This window comes from Seohaeicola saemankumensis, assembly GCF_021021435.1.
Taxonomy (GTDB): Bacteria; Pseudomonadota; Alphaproteobacteria; order Rhodobacterales; family Rhodobacteraceae; genus Seohaeicola.
This window is the reverse complement of the sequence record NZ_JAINWI010000004.1, coordinates 64,787-82,128: the sequence shown is the minus strand read 5'-3', so window position 1 is coordinate 82,128 and position 17,342 is coordinate 64,787. Positions and strand designations below refer to the sequence as shown.

At 59.5% G+C, this 17,342-nt stretch carries 14 protein-coding genes; 4 read left to right on the top strand and 10 right to left on the bottom strand.

Going from position 1 to position 17,342, the window contains the following annotated elements:
• Position 1: 1 nt before the first annotated feature.
• The 8 genes from K7H22_RS02250 to K7H22_RS02215 all read right to left on the bottom strand — a co-directional run bounded on the left by K7H22_RS02250 (position 2) and on the right by K7H22_RS02215 (position 10,728).
• Positions 2–757, bottom strand: coding sequence for a 4Fe-4S dicluster domain-containing protein (locus K7H22_RS02250; RefSeq protein ID WP_230799095.1), 756 nt, complete (start codon positions 755–757; stop codon positions 2–4).
• A complete protein-coding gene (locus K7H22_RS02245; RefSeq protein WP_230799367.1) occupies positions 754–897 on the bottom strand; it encodes a hypothetical protein in 144 nt (47 codons plus the stop codon). Before K7H22_RS02245 ends, K7H22_RS02250 begins: the two co-directional genes overlap by 4 nt.
• Positions 898–902: 5 nt before the next feature.
• The gene (locus tag K7H22_RS02240) at positions 903–3,725 is read right to left on the bottom strand and encodes a molybdopterin oxidoreductase family protein (RefSeq protein ID WP_230799093.1); all 2,823 of its coding nucleotides are present in this window, start codon (positions 3,723–3,725) and stop codon (positions 903–905) included.
• Entirely contained in the window at positions 3,722–4,789 is a 1,068-nt protein-coding gene (locus K7H22_RS02235; protein ID WP_230799092.1) for an acetate/propionate family kinase, read from the bottom strand. The genes K7H22_RS02240 and K7H22_RS02235 overlap by 4 nt, the downstream gene beginning before the upstream one ends.
• Positions 4,786–5,724 carry a phosphate acyltransferase gene (locus K7H22_RS02230; RefSeq protein WP_230799090.1) on the bottom strand — a complete coding sequence of 313 codons (939 nt, stop codon included), beginning with the start codon at positions 5,722–5,724 and terminating at the stop codon, positions 4,786–4,788. Before K7H22_RS02230 ends, K7H22_RS02235 begins: the two co-directional genes overlap by 4 nt.
• A gap of 160 nt (positions 5,725–5,884) precedes the next feature.
• A complete protein-coding gene (xsc, locus tag K7H22_RS02225) occupies positions 5,885–7,663 on the bottom strand; it encodes a sulfoacetaldehyde acetyltransferase (protein ID WP_230799089.1) in 1,779 nt (592 codons plus the stop codon).
• Positions 7,664–7,787: 124 nt separating this feature from the next.
• Positions 7,788–9,242, bottom strand: coding sequence for a PLP-dependent aminotransferase family protein (locus K7H22_RS02220; RefSeq protein WP_230799088.1), 1,455 nt, complete (start codon positions 9,240–9,242; stop codon positions 7,788–7,790).
• 100 nt (positions 9,243–9,342) lie between these two features.
• Entirely contained in the window at positions 9,343–10,728 is a 1,386-nt protein-coding gene (locus K7H22_RS02215) for an aspartate aminotransferase family protein (protein WP_230799351.1), read from the bottom strand.
• Between the two features lie 385 nt (positions 10,729–11,113).
• On the opposite strand from K7H22_RS02215, the gene K7H22_RS02210 reads away from it, so the two are divergent.
• From K7H22_RS02210 to K7H22_RS02195, 4 genes are all read left to right on the top strand, one after another.
• The gene (locus tag K7H22_RS02210) at positions 11,114–12,115 is read left to right on the top strand and encodes an ABC transporter substrate-binding protein (RefSeq protein ID WP_230799087.1); all 1,002 of its coding nucleotides are present in this window, start codon (positions 11,114–11,116) and stop codon (positions 12,113–12,115) included.
• Positions 12,116–12,276: 161 nt separating this feature from the next.
• Positions 12,277–13,086, top strand: a complete 810-nt coding sequence (locus K7H22_RS02205; protein WP_230799086.1) for a taurine ABC transporter ATP-binding protein — start codon at positions 12,277–12,279, stop codon at positions 13,084–13,086.
• Entirely contained in the window at positions 13,083–14,348 is a 1,266-nt protein-coding gene (locus tag K7H22_RS02200) for an ABC transporter permease (RefSeq protein ID WP_230799085.1), read from the top strand. The genes K7H22_RS02205 and K7H22_RS02200 overlap by 4 nt, the downstream gene beginning before the upstream one ends.
• Positions 14,349–14,370: 22 nt before the next feature.
• Positions 14,371–15,642 carry a glycerate kinase type-2 family protein gene (locus tag K7H22_RS02195; protein WP_230799350.1) on the top strand — a complete coding sequence of 424 codons (1,272 nt, stop codon included), beginning with the start codon at positions 14,371–14,373 and terminating at the stop codon, positions 15,640–15,642.
• 62 nt (positions 15,643–15,704) lie between these two features.
• Here K7H22_RS02195 and K7H22_RS02190 read toward each other — a convergent pair whose 3' ends face one another.
• Entirely contained in the window at positions 15,705–16,754 is a 1,050-nt protein-coding gene (locus tag K7H22_RS02190; RefSeq protein ID WP_230799083.1) for an OmpA family protein, read from the bottom strand.
• Between the two features lie 9 nt (positions 16,755–16,763).
• Positions 16,764–17,336: a peroxidase-related enzyme gene (locus K7H22_RS02185; RefSeq protein WP_230799081.1), complete on the bottom strand. Its 573-nt coding sequence runs from the start codon at positions 17,334–17,336 to the stop codon at positions 16,764–16,766.
• Positions 17,337–17,342 lie beyond the last annotated feature (6 nt).

Sequence of the window (17,342 nt, the reverse complement as noted above, 5' to 3'; positions counted from 1 at the left end):
GTCAGATCTTGTCCAGCGCCTTGTCGAGCCAGCCGAGAAACCCTTTGGGCTGATCGGTCACAACATCCAGAAAAGGTTCCAGAACATCGGCATCGTCTATCCGGTCCAGCCTGTCTTTGATCCGTGGTGGCAGATACTTGTTGACCGGTGCGGTGCCCTGTTCGGGCATCAAGTCCATCCCGCCGCGTGCCACAACAAGACGGCTGACATCACTGTCAGGATCGGCAAGATCACCGAAATGGCGTGCATTGCTGGGACAGGTCCGCACGCAGGCGGGAACGCGGTCTATCTCGGGCAGGTTCTCGTTGTAGATGCGGTCCACACAAAGGGTGCATTTCTTCATCACCTTGGAAGCCGCGTCCATTTCCCGTGCGCCGTAGGGGCAGGCCCATGCACATAATCCGCAACCGATACAGGCATCCTCGTTCACCAGAACGATTCCGTCTTCCTGCCGCTTATAGCTTGCACCGGTCGGGCATACCGTGACGCAGGGGGCATTGTCGCAATGCAGACAGGACTTCGGAAAATGCACCAACTGTGCGGCACCTTGGGCGGGTTGCACCTCGTAGCTGTGAACGCGGTTCAGGAAAGTGCCGGACGGGTCCGCACCGTAGGGGGTCTGGTCCGATAGCGGCGCACCGTAATTTTCGGTGTTCCAGCCCTTGCAGGACACAACGCAGGCATGACAGCCCACGCAGGTGTCCAGATCAATCACAAGGCCAAGCTTGCGTTCGGTGCTGTCAGGCAAACTGGTCATACGTCGCGCACCTTGGTCTGCAAGACCGGAAGCTGCGTTACCGGACTTTCCTTGGCTGCGTCCCATGTGACAATAAACCAGATGAAACTGCCGACGATCAAGGCGACAAAAACCGCGATCACAAGAAGTGTGCGCTGCATCGGGTTCATTTTCCTACCTTCCATGCCAATGTGTCTGGTCCCTTGCCAACAGGTGAATCTACGGCTGCAAAGGCGGGCTGACTGCGATCAGGGGCAGGTACTTTCTCGATGTTGACGCGCAGATCGAACCAAGCGGCCTGTCCTGTGACCGGATCGGAATTCGACCAGCGCAGGCCGTCGCCGCGCGGCGGTAGCAATTCGTGGATCAGATGGTTCAACAAGAACCCTTTTTCGGCTTCCGGTGCCTTGTCATCCAGTGCCCACGCTCCCTTGCGTTTGCCGATCGCGTTCCATGTCCAGACGGTATTCTCGTTCAATGCGGCCATATGGGCGACGGGCACTGTGATCACCCCGTGCGCTGACGTGACCTGCGCCCAGTCGCCTTCGGCAAACCCATGCTGCTCCCAAAGCTTGGTTGGTACATAAAGCGGGTTCACACCGTGAATCTGGCGTAGCCAAGCATTCTGGCTACCCCATGAGTGATACATCGCCATGGGCCGCTGGGTCAGCGCGTGGACCGGAAACGCCTCGGGGTCGGCATGACCGTCTTCCAAGGCCGCATACCAGATCGGCAGCGGGTCCAATGTAGTCTTGATCCTTTCACGCAGATGGTCAGGGGGCTGGCATGAACCGTGGCCTTCCGCAGCCAGTTGGAAGCGGCGCAAGGGCTCGACGTAAAGCTGGAACAGATAGGGTTCGGGCTTGTCGTAGAAACCCATTCCCACGGCCCAATCCTGATAGGCGCGGTTCCACGGTTTGAAATAGGCGGCATCTTCGGGCACATGCGCCACAAAAAATCCGCCATGCGCGATATATTCATCCAGTTGCGCGGCATTGGGAAGGCCGCGCCCGTGGGTCAGGCCTCTGTCACCCGTGCGCCACCCCACCAGGGGGCCGACACCGGGTTTGCGCTCGTGGCTCACAATGTAATCCGCATAATCCGCGTATTTGGGGCTGCCATCGGCGGCAAGCATTCCGGGCAGACCCAACCTTGCCCCCAGATCCAGCAGCACGGACTGGAAGCCGCGCACATCGCGGTCAGGTTCAATGACCGGCCAGCGGATCGCATCCCCTGCGCCATCGGCCTCCGAGATCGGGCGGTCCAGCAGGCTGATACAATCATGCCGCTCCAGATAGGTCGTATCGGGCAGGATCAGATCGGCATAGGCAACCATTTCGGAACTATACGCATCCGAATAGATAATCCGCGGGATCACATAGTCGCCGTTATCGTCTGTATCGGTCAGCATCTGCATGACGCCGCCTGTGTTCATCGAGGAATTCCACGACATATTTGCCATATACAAAAACAGCGTGTCGATCCTGTAGGGATCACCCGCATGGGCATTGCTGATGACCATATGCATCAGGCCATGCGCCGACATAGGGTTTTCCCATGTAAATGCCTTGTCGATCCGCGCAGCACTGCCATCGGCCTTGAGGCACAGATCATCCGGCCCCTGCACATAGCCCAAGTGCGGGCCATCCAGCGGCGCACCAGGTGTCATCTTGCAATGCGGCTTGGGATGGGCCGTCGCGGGCTTGGGATAGGGCGGCTTGAAGCGCATTCCACCGGGGGTTTCCACGGCCCCCAGAAGGATTTGCAGTATGTGCAGCGCACGGGCGGTCTGGAATCCGTTGGAATGTGCCGAAATCCCCCGCATCGCGTGAAAGGCAACAGGGCGTCCCACCATGGTCTGATGGGTCTCGCCACGGAAATCCGTCCATTCGCGCCGCAGGATGACAGGATCGTCAAAGGCGGTATGGGCAATCTCATTCGCCAGAGCGCGGATTTTCGGGGCTGGAATGCCAGTTCTCTTGGCGACGGCTTCGGGCGCGTATTGAGGATCAAGATAGCGTTCTGCCAGCAGATGCATGACAGGCCGGTGGGTGATACCGGCATGACGATGACTCGCGGCCAGATCGGGGCGAACACCGTGTTGGTCAAAGGCAGTCAGTTTGCCGGTGACACGGTCAATCACAAGCGGCTTGCCGACATCGTCGCGCAGAAACAGCCCGTATTCGGATGACTTGGGATCGCCGTTCAGCAAAACAGGCGCATTGGTATACCGCGACAGATAATCAAGGTCGATCCTGCCGGTCCGCAGCAATTCATGCACCAGCGACAGGATCAGCAGGCCATCTGTACCGGGTGTAATCCCCAGCCAGTCGTCGGCGACAGCGTTGTAACCCGACCGGATCGGATTGACGCCAACGATCCGCGCCCCACGCGCCTTGAGCCGCCCGATGCCCATTTTGATCGGGTTGCTGTCATGGTCCTCGGCCACGCCGAAGAGGATGAACAGCTTTGTATGCTCCCAATCAGGCTGGCCGAATTCCCAGAAGGCGCCGCCCATCGTATAGATGCCCGCAGCCGCCATATTCACACTGCAAAACCCGCCATGCGCCGCGAAGTTCGGTGTGCCGAATTGCTGCGCCCACCAACCCGTGAAACTTTGCGACTGGTCGCGTCCGGTAAAGAAAGCCAGCTTCTCGGGGGCGGTCTCGCGCAGCGGTTTCAGCCATGAGGTCGCCAGCTCCAGAGCCTCATCCCAACTGATTTCCTCGAACGTGCCCGATCCGCGCGGGCCGACGCGTTTCAGCGGCGCACGCAGGCGTGAGGGTGCATTGATCTGCATGATCCCGGCCGAACCCTTGGCGCATAGCACGCCTTTATTCACAGGGTGGTCGCGATTCCCTTCAATATAGGCAACCTTGCCGTCCTTGAGATGCACATTGATCCCGCAGCGGCAGGCACACATATAACAGGTCGTCTTGCGGATCTCGTCCGACACAAGGGGCGAGGTGTCGAGAAGCGGTTGGGTCATGCTGGCTTTTGCCCCATTAAAGCCAAGGCATCACGCGCGATCTGGCGTTCCTCTTCTGCCGGGACAACATGGACTGGCACAGGGCCGAAACAGGCCAGATGCGATACTATACGGTTGCGTACGCTTTCAGCGTTCTCGCCGATGCCGCCGGTAAAGGCAATGGCATCCAGCCCGCCCATCGTGACGACGGCCGATCCGGCCTGACGCGCCGCCCAATAGCAGAAATGTTCCACGGCGAACCGGGCGTCAGTTGTATCGGCCGCCAGAAGCTGCGCCATGTCATTGGTGCCGCCCAGTGCCCGCAACCCGCTGTCATGGTTCAGAAGATGGGCAGCGCGATCAATGCCGTGATCGGTGGCCAAGCGCAGAACCGCCATCCCGTCAATGCTGCCGGCGCGGCTGCCCATCACCAGACCATCAAGCGGTGAATAGCCCATCGAGGTGGCAATCGAGCGCCCTTCAAGGATTGCGCAAAGACTTGCACCGTTGCCAAGATGCAGCGCCAGCAATCGGCGCGGCAGATCGCTGCGGAAAGAGTCAACCAGCCCCGCATAGCTGAGACCGTGAAATCCATAGCGCCGGATACCCTTGTCGCGCTCAGCCTGAGGGATTGCATAGGTCACAGCCACATCAGGATTCGTGGCGTGGAAAGCGGTGTCGAAACTGCCGTACTGGGGCAGTTCGGGGGCCAAGCGGAGAAGCGCGTTTATGCCGGACAGGTTATGCGGATTATGCAGCGGAGCAAGACTGTTGCAGTCCGCGATCTTGTCCAGAATATCGGGCGTCAGGCGGACGGGCGCGGTTAGTTCCGCCCCGCCATGCACGATACGGTGTGCCGCCGCGACAAGCTGCGACAAGGGGATACCCTGAACTGCCAGAGCATCAAGCAGATGCGTCAGAGCATCCGTATGATCCATCGCGGCCACAGGCCGGCTCTGCCTTGCGAGTTTGAGGCGCGCGGCCTTGCCGATCTCAGAGACTGCGCTGCTGGCAACCGAATTCAGGGCCAGATCGAAGACCTCGATCTTGACTGAACTCGAGCCTGCATTGACCACAAGGATCATAGCCTGACCCCTGCAGCAATGACGCCTAAAGCAGCCGACGCGATCCGCGCAGGCGCTGTCTGTGCACGTGACGTCAGAAGGACCGGAACACGCAAGCCCAAAACCAGCCCAGCGGCGCAACAGCCCATGCCAAGCGCCATCAGTTTGAAGATGGCGTTGCCCGTGGTGATGTTCGGCGTCAGCATGATATCGGCATCCCCCGCGACCGGAGAGACATAGTTCTTTGCCGCCGCCGCCTCGGCCGAAAAGATCAAGTCCAGGGCCATCGGCCCTGCAACCTCGGCTTGCGGCAAGGCTGCTTGCGCCCAAGCCGCAATCACAGCCGCATCCATGGAGTTCTGGAGCGACGGGAGCGGGTCTTCATTGGCCGACAGGATACCCGCTTTGGGACGCTCAATGCCCAACTGCTGCGCCAGTCTTACGGCATGGGTCAAACAGGCCTGGCGGGTAGGAATATCAGGGTCCACATTCAATGCGCCATCCGTAAGGATCAGAGGGCGGTCGGAATGGGGGGCAGTGATGTGAAAGACATGGCCGCAGCGGGTATGTTCATCTCGAAGCCCTGCCGAACGCGGCAGCAAACCTTGTAAAAAGACAGAGGTGTGTATCTGCCCCTTCATGATCGCATCTACCTCACCAAGGCGCGCAAGCTCGGCGGCTTGGACGCTGGCCGCGGCATGGGGTGCATGGATCAGACGCAGGGCTGAAATGTCCCAGCCGATCTGTTCAGCGATTTGCCGGACCTTTGGGGCGTCGCCGATCAGGACAGGATGGGCCAAGCCCGCATCTGCCGCCTCGCGCATACCCTGAAGCGCGTTGATGCTGCCGGCATTCACGAGCGCCACACGCGGGACAGGCAGGCCACGCGCCTGATCCAGCAGCCGTCGCGGGGCGGCGGCACTGACAGGAGACAGGAAGGGAAACGGTTCTTTCATAACGGTCTCAATCGAACACGGCTTTGCGAACGAGGCAAGAGCGCAAGACGTTTGTTCTGAAAATCATGCAGTCGTCTGGAAATATCCCCGCCGGCGCAGCCTCCGGCGGGGATATTTCCAGCAAGAAGAAGCAGGCTGAGGGTCCGGTTGGCCACCGCAATCAGACAGGTTGCTGTGCGCGCATATCGGCTGCTGAAATGCCTGCAACAGAGACCGGCTTCTTCATCGCGTCACGCCGGAACGGTTCGCCCAGTTCCTGATTTATCAGCGCCTCGATCAATGTCGTCTTGCCATTCTGCATCTGGTCCTCGATGGCTTTGGTCAGAGCTGCGCGCAAGTCATCCATTGTCTTGGCCTGCACGCCTTGCAATCCGCAGGCGCGGGCGATGCCGGCATAGCTGACTTGCTCGTCCAGTTCGGTGCCGACGAAGTTCTCATCATACCACAGAGTCGAGTTGCGCTTTTCCGCGCCCCATTGGTAGTTGCGGAACACAACCATGGTTACGGCGGGCCATTCCGGTCGGCCGATCGCGGTCAGTTCCGTGACCGCGATCCCGAATGCACCGTCACCGGCGAAGCCGACAACCGGTGTATCGGGACACCCGATCTTGGCCCCGATGATCGAGGGAAGGCCATAGCCGCAGGGTCCGAACAGGCCGGGGGCAAGGTATTTGCGACCCGTCTCGAAGCTGGGATAGGCATTGCCGATGGCGCAATTGTTCCCGATGTCCGAACTGATGATCGCATCGCGCGGCAGGGCAGACTGGATCGCGCGCCATGCCATACGGGGGCTCATCCAGTCGGGCTTGTCGGCGCGGGCGCGCTGGTTCCAGCTCGTGCCAGGATCGTCGTCTTCATGGTCCATCGAGGACAGTTGCTGCGCCCATTGCGATTTCGTCTGCGCGATGCGGGATTTCCGTTCGATACGACCCTGATCGCCCGCTGTCGGCGAGAGTTTTTCGAGGATGGATGCCGCCACCTTTTTTGCGTCCCCAATGATCCCGACACTGACCTTCTTGGTCAGGCCGATGCGGTCGGGGTTGATATCGACCTGAATGATCTTTGCGTCCTTGGGCCAGTAGTCGATCCCGTAGCCCGGCAAGGTCGAGAAAGGATTGAGGCGCGTACCAAGGCACAAAACCACATCGGCTTTTGCGATCAATTCCATTCCCGCCTTTGAGCCATTATAGCCCAAAGGTCCGGCAAACAGCGGATGCGAGCCGGGAAAGGCGTCATTGTGTTGGTAGCCTACGCAAACTGGCGCATCGAGTCGTTCGGCCAGTTGCATCGACGCGGGGATTGCTCCTGCCAGCACCACGCCCGCACCATTCAGGATCACGGGAAAGCGTGCGCTGGACAGCAGGTCAGCGGCGCGTTGTACGGCATCCTCGCCACCGCCGGGGCGTTCGAATGTCACGATTTCGGGCAGGTCGATGTCGATCACCTGAGTCCAGTAATCCCGCGGCATATTGATCTGTGCCGGCGCGGACATGCGCCGTGCGTTCAGGATCACGCGGTTCAGCACCTCGGCCACGCGGGACGGGTCGCGCACCTCTTCCTGATAGGCGACCATATCCTGGAACAGGGCCATCTGCTCGACTTCCTGAAAGCCGCCCATGCCGATGGTTTTGTTCGCAGCCTGCGGTGTGACCAGCAAGAGCGGCGTATGGTTCCAGTAGGCGGTTTTCACGGCAGTCACGAAATTGGTTATGCCGGGGCCGTTCTGCGCGATCATCATCGACATCTTGCCGGTCGCGCGCGTGTAGCCATCAGCCATCATCCCGCCCGAGCCTTCATGGGCACAATCCCAGAAGGTGATGCCCGCGCGCGGAAACAGATCCGAAATCGGCATGAAAGCAGAGCCGATAATGCCGAAAGCATGCTCGATCCCGTGCATCTGGAGGGTCTTCACAAATGCTTCTTCAGTGGTCATTTTCATGTCTTGGACTCCGGACTACGGGAAAGAGGCCAATGTCGGCCTGATGACAGATTAAGTCCCACAAAGGGCAGGAGATAGGACCAGTTGAAGGAGGTAACTAAGGCCAGTTGAGACCTCCCTGACCTCATGCAAGTGCCTCGGCGACCAGGCGTACGCCATCCCCGATCCGTGCTGACGGGATCGAGGAATAGGCCAGACGGTAGAACTGTGTCGGGGGTCTTTCTCCGGCGAAGAACGGCGCACCGGGCTCGATAAGGACACCCTTGGCGCGTAGGTTCAAGGCCAGTTCGGTTGTATCGACCGCGGCGGGCGCTCGCATCCAGATACTCGATCCCCCGAAGGTGCCACGTCCCGCAATCGTCAATCCGTGACGCTGGATCGCCTTTTCCAGCACAAGGCGGCGGTCGGCCAGAGCGCGGGCCATGCGGCGGATCTGTGCGTCGTAATGACCCAACGACAGGAAATAGGCGGCGGTGCGCTGGATATGGCCCGGGGGGTGGCGCAATACGCTGGCGCGCAGGGCGCGGGCCTCGCGGATGAAGGCTTCGGACCCCACGAGATAACCAAGCCTCAACCCCGGAAACAGGGATTTGGAAAAGCTGCCGACATAGATGACACGCCCGTCCCGATCGAGCGATTTCAGCGCGGGCGATGGAGGTGCGAGATAGGACATCTCGAACTCGTAGTCATCCTCGACGATGATGGCATCAAGATCACGGGCACGGTTCAGCAAGGCAAGGCGCCGCACCATCGGCATCGTGGCCGAGGTGGGGCATTGGTGGCTTGGGGTGGTAAAGATTACATCCGTTCCATCCGGTATCGAATCGGGGGGCAGCCCGTCCCCATCGACCGGCAAGGCCGCCAACCGACAGCGCGATTGCATCAGGATATCACGCAGCGCGTGATAGCAGGGGTCTTCAATCGCGGCCAACCGGCGCTGCGTCAGCAACACTTGCGCCGTGAGCCAAAGCGCGTTCTGCGCGCCCAGAGTCACAAGTATCTCGGAAGGGCGCGCGATGATTCCCCTTCGGGGCAAGGTGTGACGGGCAATAAACTCGATCAGTTGCGGATCGTCCTGATCGTAGTAATCCGTCGTCAGTGCGGTGAAATCCCGCGCGCCCAAGGCCTGCACCGCACAAAGCCGCCAGTTGGCGTGATCGAACAGGGTCGGGTCTGCCTGACCATAGATGAACGGGTAACGGAAGCTTGCCCAGTCCTGCGGCTTTTCAGGAGTCGCACCGCCTGTGAAACGTTGCCCGATCGCGCGTGTCCAGTCGACAGTATCGCTGCGGATAACGGTGTTGGGCGTGGGTGGCGGTTCGGGGGCATTGTCTGACACAAAGTAACCCGAGCGGCCACGCGCCGCGATATAGTCATTGGCCAGCAATTCGGTATAGGCCAGTGTCACCGTGATCCGACTGATCCCCAGATGCACGGCAAGCCGCCGTGTCGAGGGCAGTTTTTCGCCACGCCGGAATCGCCCTGACAGGATGCCCCCCGCAATCATTTGCTGGATGCGCGCCTGCAAGGTGCCTTGCGCCACGGGATCAAGGAAAAAGGTTTCGACAGGGATCGCCATAAGTTCAGCCTAGGTGGACTTAAGGGCGACGTAAACTGGCCTTATGAAAAAGGCGCGGATTTTATCCCGCACCTTTCTTGCAGAATGCAGGTGTTGCGTATCAGCCGAAGACGCGAGTCAAGGCGCCATCAACGCCGTCTATGATCTCGTTGATGTCATCCTTGGTGGCGATCAATGCGGGGCTGAAGCACAGCGTGTTGTTCAGACCGGGAAGCGAACGGTTGGTTGCGCCGATAATAAGGCCCTGTGCCATGCAATCCGCTGTCACCATCTGAACCTGCTTTTCCGGCACCGGCGCGCGTGTGCTGCGATCTACGACAAGTTCCGCACCAAGAAACAGACCTTTGCCGCGCACGTCGCCGATAACGGCGTGCTTGTCTTTCAGCTCTGCTAGACGGTCCAGCATGTAATGGCCCATCTTGGTCGTGTTCTCGAGCAGGCCTTCTTCTTCGATGATCGCCATGTTCTCAAGCGCCGCCGCCGGACCTGCGGTGCAGCCCCCGAAGGTCGAGATATCGCGGAAATAGTTCAGCGGATCGGTGGCATCATCCTTGAACATGTCAAAGACAGCCTCGGTCGTGACCAGACATGCGATGGCGGCATAGCCAGAGGCCACACCCTTGGCCATGGTCACCATATCGGGTTGCACACCGTATTGCTGGTAGCCGAACCATGTGCCGGTGCGACCGACGCCGCAGACCACCTCATCTATATGCAGCAGAACATCGTATTTGCGGCAAATTTCCTGAACGCGGGGCCAGTAGCCATCGGGTGGCGTGATCACGCCGCCGCCCGCAGTCACAGGCTCGAGGCAGATCGCGCCCACTGTATCTGGTCCTTCGGCGAGAATGACTGCCTCGATCTGGTCAGCCGCCCATTCGCCGTAATTTTCCACGGGTGCGCCCTGATCGGTGGCACGGTATTCAAGGCAATGCGGCACACGCACGAATCCGGGCGCGAAGGGACCGTATTGTGCATTGCGCTCGTCCTGACCGCCTGCCGAAAGGCAGCCGATCGTGGTGCCGTGGTAGTCACGGTCACGATACAGGATCTTGTGCTTCTTGCCGCCATAGCGCTTGTGCGCGATCTGGCGCACCATCTTGAAGGCCTTCTCGTTCGCCTCGGAGCCCGAGTTGCAGTAATAGACACGGCTCAGCCCCGGCATCTTTTCGATCAGACGTTCTGAAAACATTGCGCCGGGGATGGAACCGGCAGACCCGGCAAAATAGTTTAGCTTGATCAACTGGTCGCGCACGGCATTGGCGATCCGTTCACGGCCATAGCCGACGTTGACGGTCCAGACACCACCGGACACGGCATCCAGATGCTCCTTGCCCTTCTGGTCCCAGACGCGCATCCCCTTGCCTTCGACGATGATGCGCGGATCGGTTGTTTCATAGGGTTTATGCTGGCTCAGGTGGTGCCAGACATGGGCGCGGTCGGCGTCCACAACTGCCTGAATATCATTGTCGAACTTGCCGTCCATCATTGTGCCGCTCCATCTGTCTGAAAAGGTGAGGGTCCGCGACAAAGCGGACGTTCCACAGCAGTATCACACGCAAATTGACCCAAAGAAATAGGACCAGATGCAAATCAAGTTTAAGGCCAGATGCTGTGCCTCCATCTGCCTGCCATTTAGGCGCTAATTCCAAGGCGCTGAAGATAAATTGAAAATAACTTTCTGATTGCATGAAAACACAGGAGCGACAGTCTCCACAGCCGTGGGCTTTCCAGAAAATCATTGATCGGAATCGGCTTTTCCAGTCCGATAATCACAGCGGTCGCGATCCGGCGGTCAAAACGCTCCGGTCGTTCCCTGCAAAATTGACAGATCACCAAGACAGGTGGCGCAACACAAACGGGAGCTATGAATGAAACTCAAATCAAGGATGATGGGTGCAGTCGCTGGCCTTGCCCTGAGCACGACCGCAACTGTTGCCATGGCGGCGGACGAAATCACGGTCGCCTATTTCACCGAATGGCCGATGCCGTTCCAATATGCCAAAGAGATGGGCACCTATGACGAGGTTATGGGCGTCAAAGTCAACTGGCGGGCCTTTGACACCGGCACCGCGATGAGCGCCGCAATGGCCTCGGGCGATGTGCATCTGTCGGTCAGTCAGGGTGTTCCGCCCTTTGTTGTGGCCACAAGTGCGGGGCAGGATCTGCAGATCGTGGATGTTGCCGTGTCCTATGCCGACAATGACAACTGCGTCGTGGCCAGCGCTCTGGAAATTGACAAGGACACAACAGCCGATCTTGCAGGCAAGAAAGTGGCTGTACCCTTGGGAACGGCCGCGCATTACGGTTTCCTGCGTCAGATGGACCATTTCGGCGTTGATCTGGCCAGCCTAGAGATTGTGAACATGGCCCCGCCCGAAGGCGCCGCCGCCATCGCGCAAGGCGCTGTCGACATGTTCTGCGGCTGGGGCGGTTCGCTGCGCCGCGCGCTTGAGCATGGTAATGTCCTGCTGACAGGGGCCGAGAAAGAAGCACTTGGCATTCTGGTGTTTGACGTGACCAGCGCGCCTGCAAATTTCGTGGCGGAAAACCCAGATCTGGTATCCAAGTTCCTCAAGGTGACGGCAGATGCCAATGCGATGTGGGCCGATCCAGCCAATCGCGACACGATGCTGCCTGTGATTGCCAAGGATGCCGGTATGGATCTGGACGCGACAGCGGCGACCATCGATACCTTTGTCTTTCCGACAGTGGCAGACCAGCTTGATGGGAAATGGCTGGGTGGGGGCGCGCAGACTTTTATGAAAGGCGTGGCGCAGGTCTTTGTCGAAGCGGGCAGCATCCCGTCGGCGCTGGAGAGCTACGACAATCTTGTCAACACCGGCCCTTTGGCCAGTGCAAGCAGCATGTAAGCCGTCCATCGTTCAGGGGCGGTCAACGCCGCCCCTGCCACATGGCTTGACGTGACCGGCGAGGCAAGATGCCTCCGGCGGAGATATTTCAGGCAAGAAGAAACCGGTATCATATGGCCTTGTTCAAGGGGCAAGCTTGACCGGATCAGGAAGGGGCGGGTGTGTCGACACTTTGCATTGATAATATTTCCATGCGCTTCGATCTGCCGAATGGCAGCCATGTTCAGGCCCTGCAGAATGTCGGCCTGACGCTCAATACGGGCGAGTTGCTAAGTGTGCTGGGACCCTCAGGTTGTGGTAAAACCACCCTTCTGAACATCGTTGCGGGATTTCTGGCCCCGACCGAAGGGCAGATCACCCTGAACGGCAAAAGGGTCTCCGGCCCCGCTGCGGAGCGGGGAATGGTCTTTCAGCAAGGCGCGTTGTTCGAATGGATGAACGTGCGTGATAACGTAAGCTTTGGCCCGCGCATGGCAGGCCAGCGCGAGGCGCAATGGAAAAGCAATGTGGACCATCTGCTGGATGTGGTGGGCCTGCGCGATTTCAAGGAAAAGTCGGTTTATGAGCTGTCAGGCGGCATGCAGCAGCGCGTGGCGCTGGCGCGCTGTCTGGCCAATGATCCGGATGTGATTTTGATGGATGAACCCTTGGGTGCACTGGATGCGCTGACCCGCGAGAAGATGCAGGGCCTTGTCCTCAAACTGTGGAAAGAGACCGGCAAGACGATCATCCTGATCACCCATTCGGTCGAGGAAGCGCTGCTGCTGGGCGAGCGCCTGTTGGTCATGGCCCCGCGTCCGGGACGTATCCACCGCGAATACAACCTTCCCTTTGCCGAAATGGGCGTGGGGCAGGATCTGCGCAGCGTCAAGAGACACCCGGATTTTGCCGCCAAGCGCGAGGAGATCCTAAGCATGATCTGGGACATGGAAGAAGAGATCATGGGCCGCAGCGTAGAGGCAGGCGCATGATTCCGCTGCTGATTTATCTGGCGATATTCATCGGCAGCTTCGTCCTGATCCGCACGGGTGTGAACCGGCTGCGCGAGCGGCATGATTTCACCTCGCTCAAGACAGTAACCTTCGGCGACGAAAGCGCCGTGCGCCCCGACCGCGCGGCCAGCATCATCTCGGTCCTGACGATATTCCTGATCTGGGGCGCGTTCACGGGCAGCAAGTGGGCACCAATCCATGTGCCCGGTCCGTTCGCTGGCGATACGCAATTCACCTATACGGTCGAGACCCCTGATGGCACACGCGACGATGCCATCGTCTTTGCCCGCGTGCATCCGGTCGGGGAAAATGTCGAGCTGCCCCAAATCTCTGAAAACGAGGGTTTTGCCCGCGATGATGCCGTTGCCGTCGGTATCATGCGCTCGGCACTGGTGGTCTGGGACGACAATGACGAGATCACGCGCGCCGACGGAGCTAAAATTGTTGCAATCGAGGGGCGCGCGGTCGAGCCCGGCCAGTCCGTCGATACGCCAGCCGGAAATGTGAGTGTGACAGCACGGGGGACGCTGAATTTCAGCCCGCCCAAGGGCATGCAGATGGAACCTATCTGGCTACCTCCGCCCGAAACTGTTGTGGCCCGTGTTGGCGAGATTGCGGCCAGCGGTTACCAGAACTTCACGCTATGGGAACATTTGGGCTGGTCGCTTTACAGGGTCATTGCAGGGTTCGTTTTTGGCGCATTGGTGGGCATTCCGCTTGGCTATGCGATGGGCCTGTCCGGCTGGTTTCGTGGCTGGTTCGATCCCATTGTGGAGTTCATGCGCCCTGTGCCGCCCCTGGCACTGATTCCGCTGGTGATTATCTGGGCCGGTATCGGCGAGACCGGAAAAATCATCCTGCTGTTTCTGGCTGCTTTGTGGATCATGACAATTGCTGCGCGGGCAGGGGTGTCGGGTGTCGCTATCGCCAAAGTGCACGCCGCCTATTCACTTGGGGCCAGCAAATGGCAGATCCTGCGCCACGTGATTGTGCCCAATTCCCTACCGGAGATTTTCACAGGTGCGCGGGTCGCGATGGGCGTCTGCTGGGGGACGGTGGTTGCGGCAGAATTGGTGGCGGCGGAAAAAGGTGCGGGCATGATGATTATGGTGGCCAGCCGGTTCCAGCTGACGGATGTGGTGATCATGGGGATCATTCTGATCGGGATTATAGGCTATGGAATCGACATCCTGATGCGAATGGCGGAAAAGTGGTTGGTGCCCTGGAAGGGGCGTGTCTGACATTTCTGCAGAAAGCCGCAAAATGAACTCGCAAGACCGCGACCTGCTGTCCTCACTCTTTGCGGCGGCGGTCGCTGCTGCCGATCCGCACAAGGCTATAGCCGCCCGTTTGCCCGCGAAACCCAAAGGCCGCACCATCGTGATCGGCGCTGGCAAGGGGGCCGCACAGCTTGCTGCTGCGTTCGAGGACCTGTGGGATGCGCCGGTCGAGGGCACCGTTGTCACGCGCTACGGCTATGCCTGCCCGACACGACATATCCGCGTGCTTGAGGCCGCGCATCCGGTTCCCGACAAGGCCAGTCTGGCTGCGTCGGAGGCCTTGTTCGAGACGGTATCGGGACTTGGCCCCGATGATCTGGTGGTGGCTTTGATCTGTGGCGGAGGGTCGGCTTTGCTGGCGGCACCGGCGGAGGGTCTGATGCTGGCGGACGAGGTTGCACTGAACCAGACGTTGCTGGCCTCTGGCGCACCGATCGGGGCGATGAACGTGATCCGCAAGCAGGTCAGCCGAATCAAGGGCGGGCGTCTGGCCGCGGCGGCCTATCCGGCCCATGTGATCAGTCTGATCGTATCTGATGTTCCGGGCGATGATCCGGCGCAGGTTGCCTCGGGCCCGACGGTGCCTGACATGCTTGGCCGCGCCGAGGCGCTTGTCGCAACGCGTGATCACGGCATTATCCTGCCCGAACGAATTGCACGGTATCTGGCTGATGCGCCTGAAGACGCGCCAAAGCCCGATGATCCCCGCTTCGCCCGAAACGAGGTTCATGTCATCGCATCCTCTGCACGCTCGCTTGAGGCAGCGGCAGAGGTTGCGCGTGCCGCAGGGATCGAGGCTGTCATCCTGTCTGATGCGATCGAAGGCGAGGCGCGCGATATTGCCCGTATGCACGGCGCCTTGGCGCGTGAAGTGCTGATGCGCGGACGTCCTTTTGTGCCGCCTGTCGTTATGCTGTCAGGGGGGGAAACCACGGTCACAATAAGGGACAAGGCCGGACGCGGCGGGCGCAACAGCGAGTTCATGTTGTCCTTGTCTGTCCAGATTGAGGGATGCAAAGGTATCGCAGCATTGGCCGCCGATACAGATGGTATCGACGGATCCGAGAACAATGCCGGCGCGTTTGCCGACGGAGACACAGTAAAGTGCATGCGCGAGGCGGGTATAGATCCCGCGCAGATGCTGGCTGCGCATGATGCCTGGTCAGCTTTTGATGCTGTTGACCAGCTTTTCGTGACAGGGCCGACAGGCACGAATGTAAACGATTTGCGTGCAATCTTGATCCGGGGGCAGTGATCACGGCACGAACCATGGGCCATATGCAGACTATAGGACAAAGTAAAAGCGAAACCGCTTGTTTATTCGGTGTTGAGCAATACAGCCTCGACCCTGCGATTGATCTCGCGTCCGGCTGAACTGGTATTCGGCGCGATGGGCGATAGATAGCCCATGCCCTCTGCCGTCAATTGCGATGCAGGTACGCCATATTCCGCGATCAGTCGCTGCTGGACCGAGCTTGCCCGCTGTCGCGAAAGTGTGATGTTGCCGGGCAAAGCCCCTACCGCATCGGTGTGACCGACCAAGGCTATCCGGCGCGTACTATCGGCCAACAGAAACGCTGCAAGGCTTTCCAAAGTTCTGAATCGCCGCTGTGCCAGTTGGGACGAACCCGTATCGAATGTCAGATCGGACAGGATGACATGTCCGCGCCGTTGCAGGCTGTCGACAAGGGATAGCGGCTCGGACGCGCGCGCCGCCGATGCAGGCGCAGTTGCGGTCTGCCCGACCGTGTCCCGTGCAACCTCTGGCGCAACGCGGTCTTCTGCTAAATCGCCCGGTCCGGTGATCCGCAGGGCCGAGGCATCCTCGCCTGACGAGACACGGATGATCTGGATAAATCCTGCATTTGCGGCGCTGCTGATCAGAAGGCCAATATGGTCCTGCCCGCCGCGTTGGGCGGATAGGTAGCGAAAATCGTTCAGATCGACATACATATCCGGCGCTGGAAGCACCTCGGTTGCGAAGCGGAAATCGAACCCGCCACAGGCGGCGGCATGGCAATCCAGCAGGATATCGAACCCCATCTCTGTCAGTTGCTCACGCAAAGGAGCCAGCATTTGCAAGGTTGTGAGCGCCTGCCCTGGCAAGCGCAGAACCTGCCGTTCGACCTGACCCTCCAGAACTTTTACAGGCAGTTTTCCACCCACAAAAACCCCGGTCGCCAAGGCATGACTGTCGGGTGCCGTTACAACCTGCGTTGTCGTCTGGTTGCTGAAGGGCAGCGCCAGATCCAGCGCCTGCCCCTGGTCTGGCATTGCCAAGGCAAGCCAAAGACTGACCACACAGCAAAGACCTGCTTTGTTGGGGCTATAGTCGCATAGATCGACGATCCGCTGTTTCTTCCGCATCCTGACGCTCTAACGAGCCTGCGCGTGGTATCCGTCGTTGGGACGCATATCAGTGGCCGAGGCGACGCGGTTCGTCATGTTGAAGAACGCCGCGACATTCGCGATATCCCAGATGTCGCGGTCGCTGAAGCCCGCATCCCGCAGGGTCTGGCGGTGATGGTCCTCGATCGTGGCCGAGGCCGTAGTCACCAGCGCTGCAAAATCCAGCATTGCCCGTTGCCGCGCATCCAGCGGTGCAACGCGGTAGTTCATGACCAGCATCTCACCCAGTTTTGGATCGCCTGACAATTGCCGCACGGCGGCACCATGGGCGGTCAGGCAATAGAAACAGCGGTTGATCGACGAGACCGTGACCGCAATCATCTCGCGCTCAAGCTTGCTCAGGCCGCTATCCGCAAGCATCAAGTCATTGTAAAGCGCGGTAAACGTGTTCAGTTTGTCGATATCAAAGGCATGCGCCAGCAGAACATTCGGGACCATGCCAAGCTTTTCCTGACAGATGTCGAAATATTTCTGTGTCGCTGGCGGCAGCGGATCGACGGGGGGCAGGTTCAGGGCGATGGGTTGATCAGTTTTGGTCATGCGGGC

Excerpts from the sequence above, each read along its gene's own strand:
- K7H22_RS02250 (WP_230799095.1), bottom strand. The coding sequence starts at position 757 with ATGACCAGTTTGCCTGACAGCACCGAACGCAAGCTTGGCCTTGTGATT.
- K7H22_RS02245 (WP_230799367.1), bottom strand. The coding sequence starts at position 897 with ATGCAGCGCACACTTCTTGTGATCGCGGTTTTTGTCGCCTTGATCGTC.
- K7H22_RS02240 (WP_230799093.1), bottom strand. The coding sequence starts at position 3,725 with ATGACCCAACCGCTTCTCGACACCTCGCCCCTTGTGTCGGACGAGATC.
- K7H22_RS02235 (WP_230799092.1), bottom strand. The coding sequence starts at position 4,789 with ATGATCCTTGTGGTCAATGCAGGCTCGAGTTCAGTCAAGATCGAGGTC.
- K7H22_RS02230 (WP_230799090.1), bottom strand. The coding sequence starts at position 5,724 with ATGAAAGAACCGTTTCCCTTCCTGTCTCCTGTCAGTGCCGCCGCCCCG.
- xsc (WP_230799089.1), bottom strand. The coding sequence starts at position 7,663 with ATGAAAATGACCACTGAAGAAGCATTTGTGAAGACCCTCCAGATGCAC.
- K7H22_RS02220 (WP_230799088.1), bottom strand. The coding sequence starts at position 9,242 with ATGGCGATCCCTGTCGAAACCTTTTTCCTTGATCCCGTGGCGCAAGGC.
- K7H22_RS02215 (WP_230799351.1), bottom strand. The coding sequence starts at position 10,728 with ATGGACGGCAAGTTCGACAATGATATTCAGGCAGTTGTGGACGCCGAC.
- K7H22_RS02210 (WP_230799087.1), top strand. The coding sequence starts at position 11,114 with ATGAAACTCAAATCAAGGATGATGGGTGCAGTCGCTGGCCTTGCCCTG.
- K7H22_RS02200 (WP_230799085.1), top strand. The coding sequence starts at position 13,083 with ATGATTCCGCTGCTGATTTATCTGGCGATATTCATCGGCAGCTTCGTC.
- K7H22_RS02195 (WP_230799350.1), top strand. The coding sequence starts at position 14,371 with ATGAACTCGCAAGACCGCGACCTGCTGTCCTCACTCTTTGCGGCGGCG.
- K7H22_RS02190 (WP_230799083.1), bottom strand. The coding sequence starts at position 16,754 with ATGCGGAAGAAACAGCGGATCGTCGATCTATGCGACTATAGCCCCAAC.
- K7H22_RS02185 (WP_230799081.1), bottom strand. The coding sequence starts at position 17,336 with ATGACCAAAACTGATCAACCCATCGCCCTGAACCTGCCCCCCGTCGAT.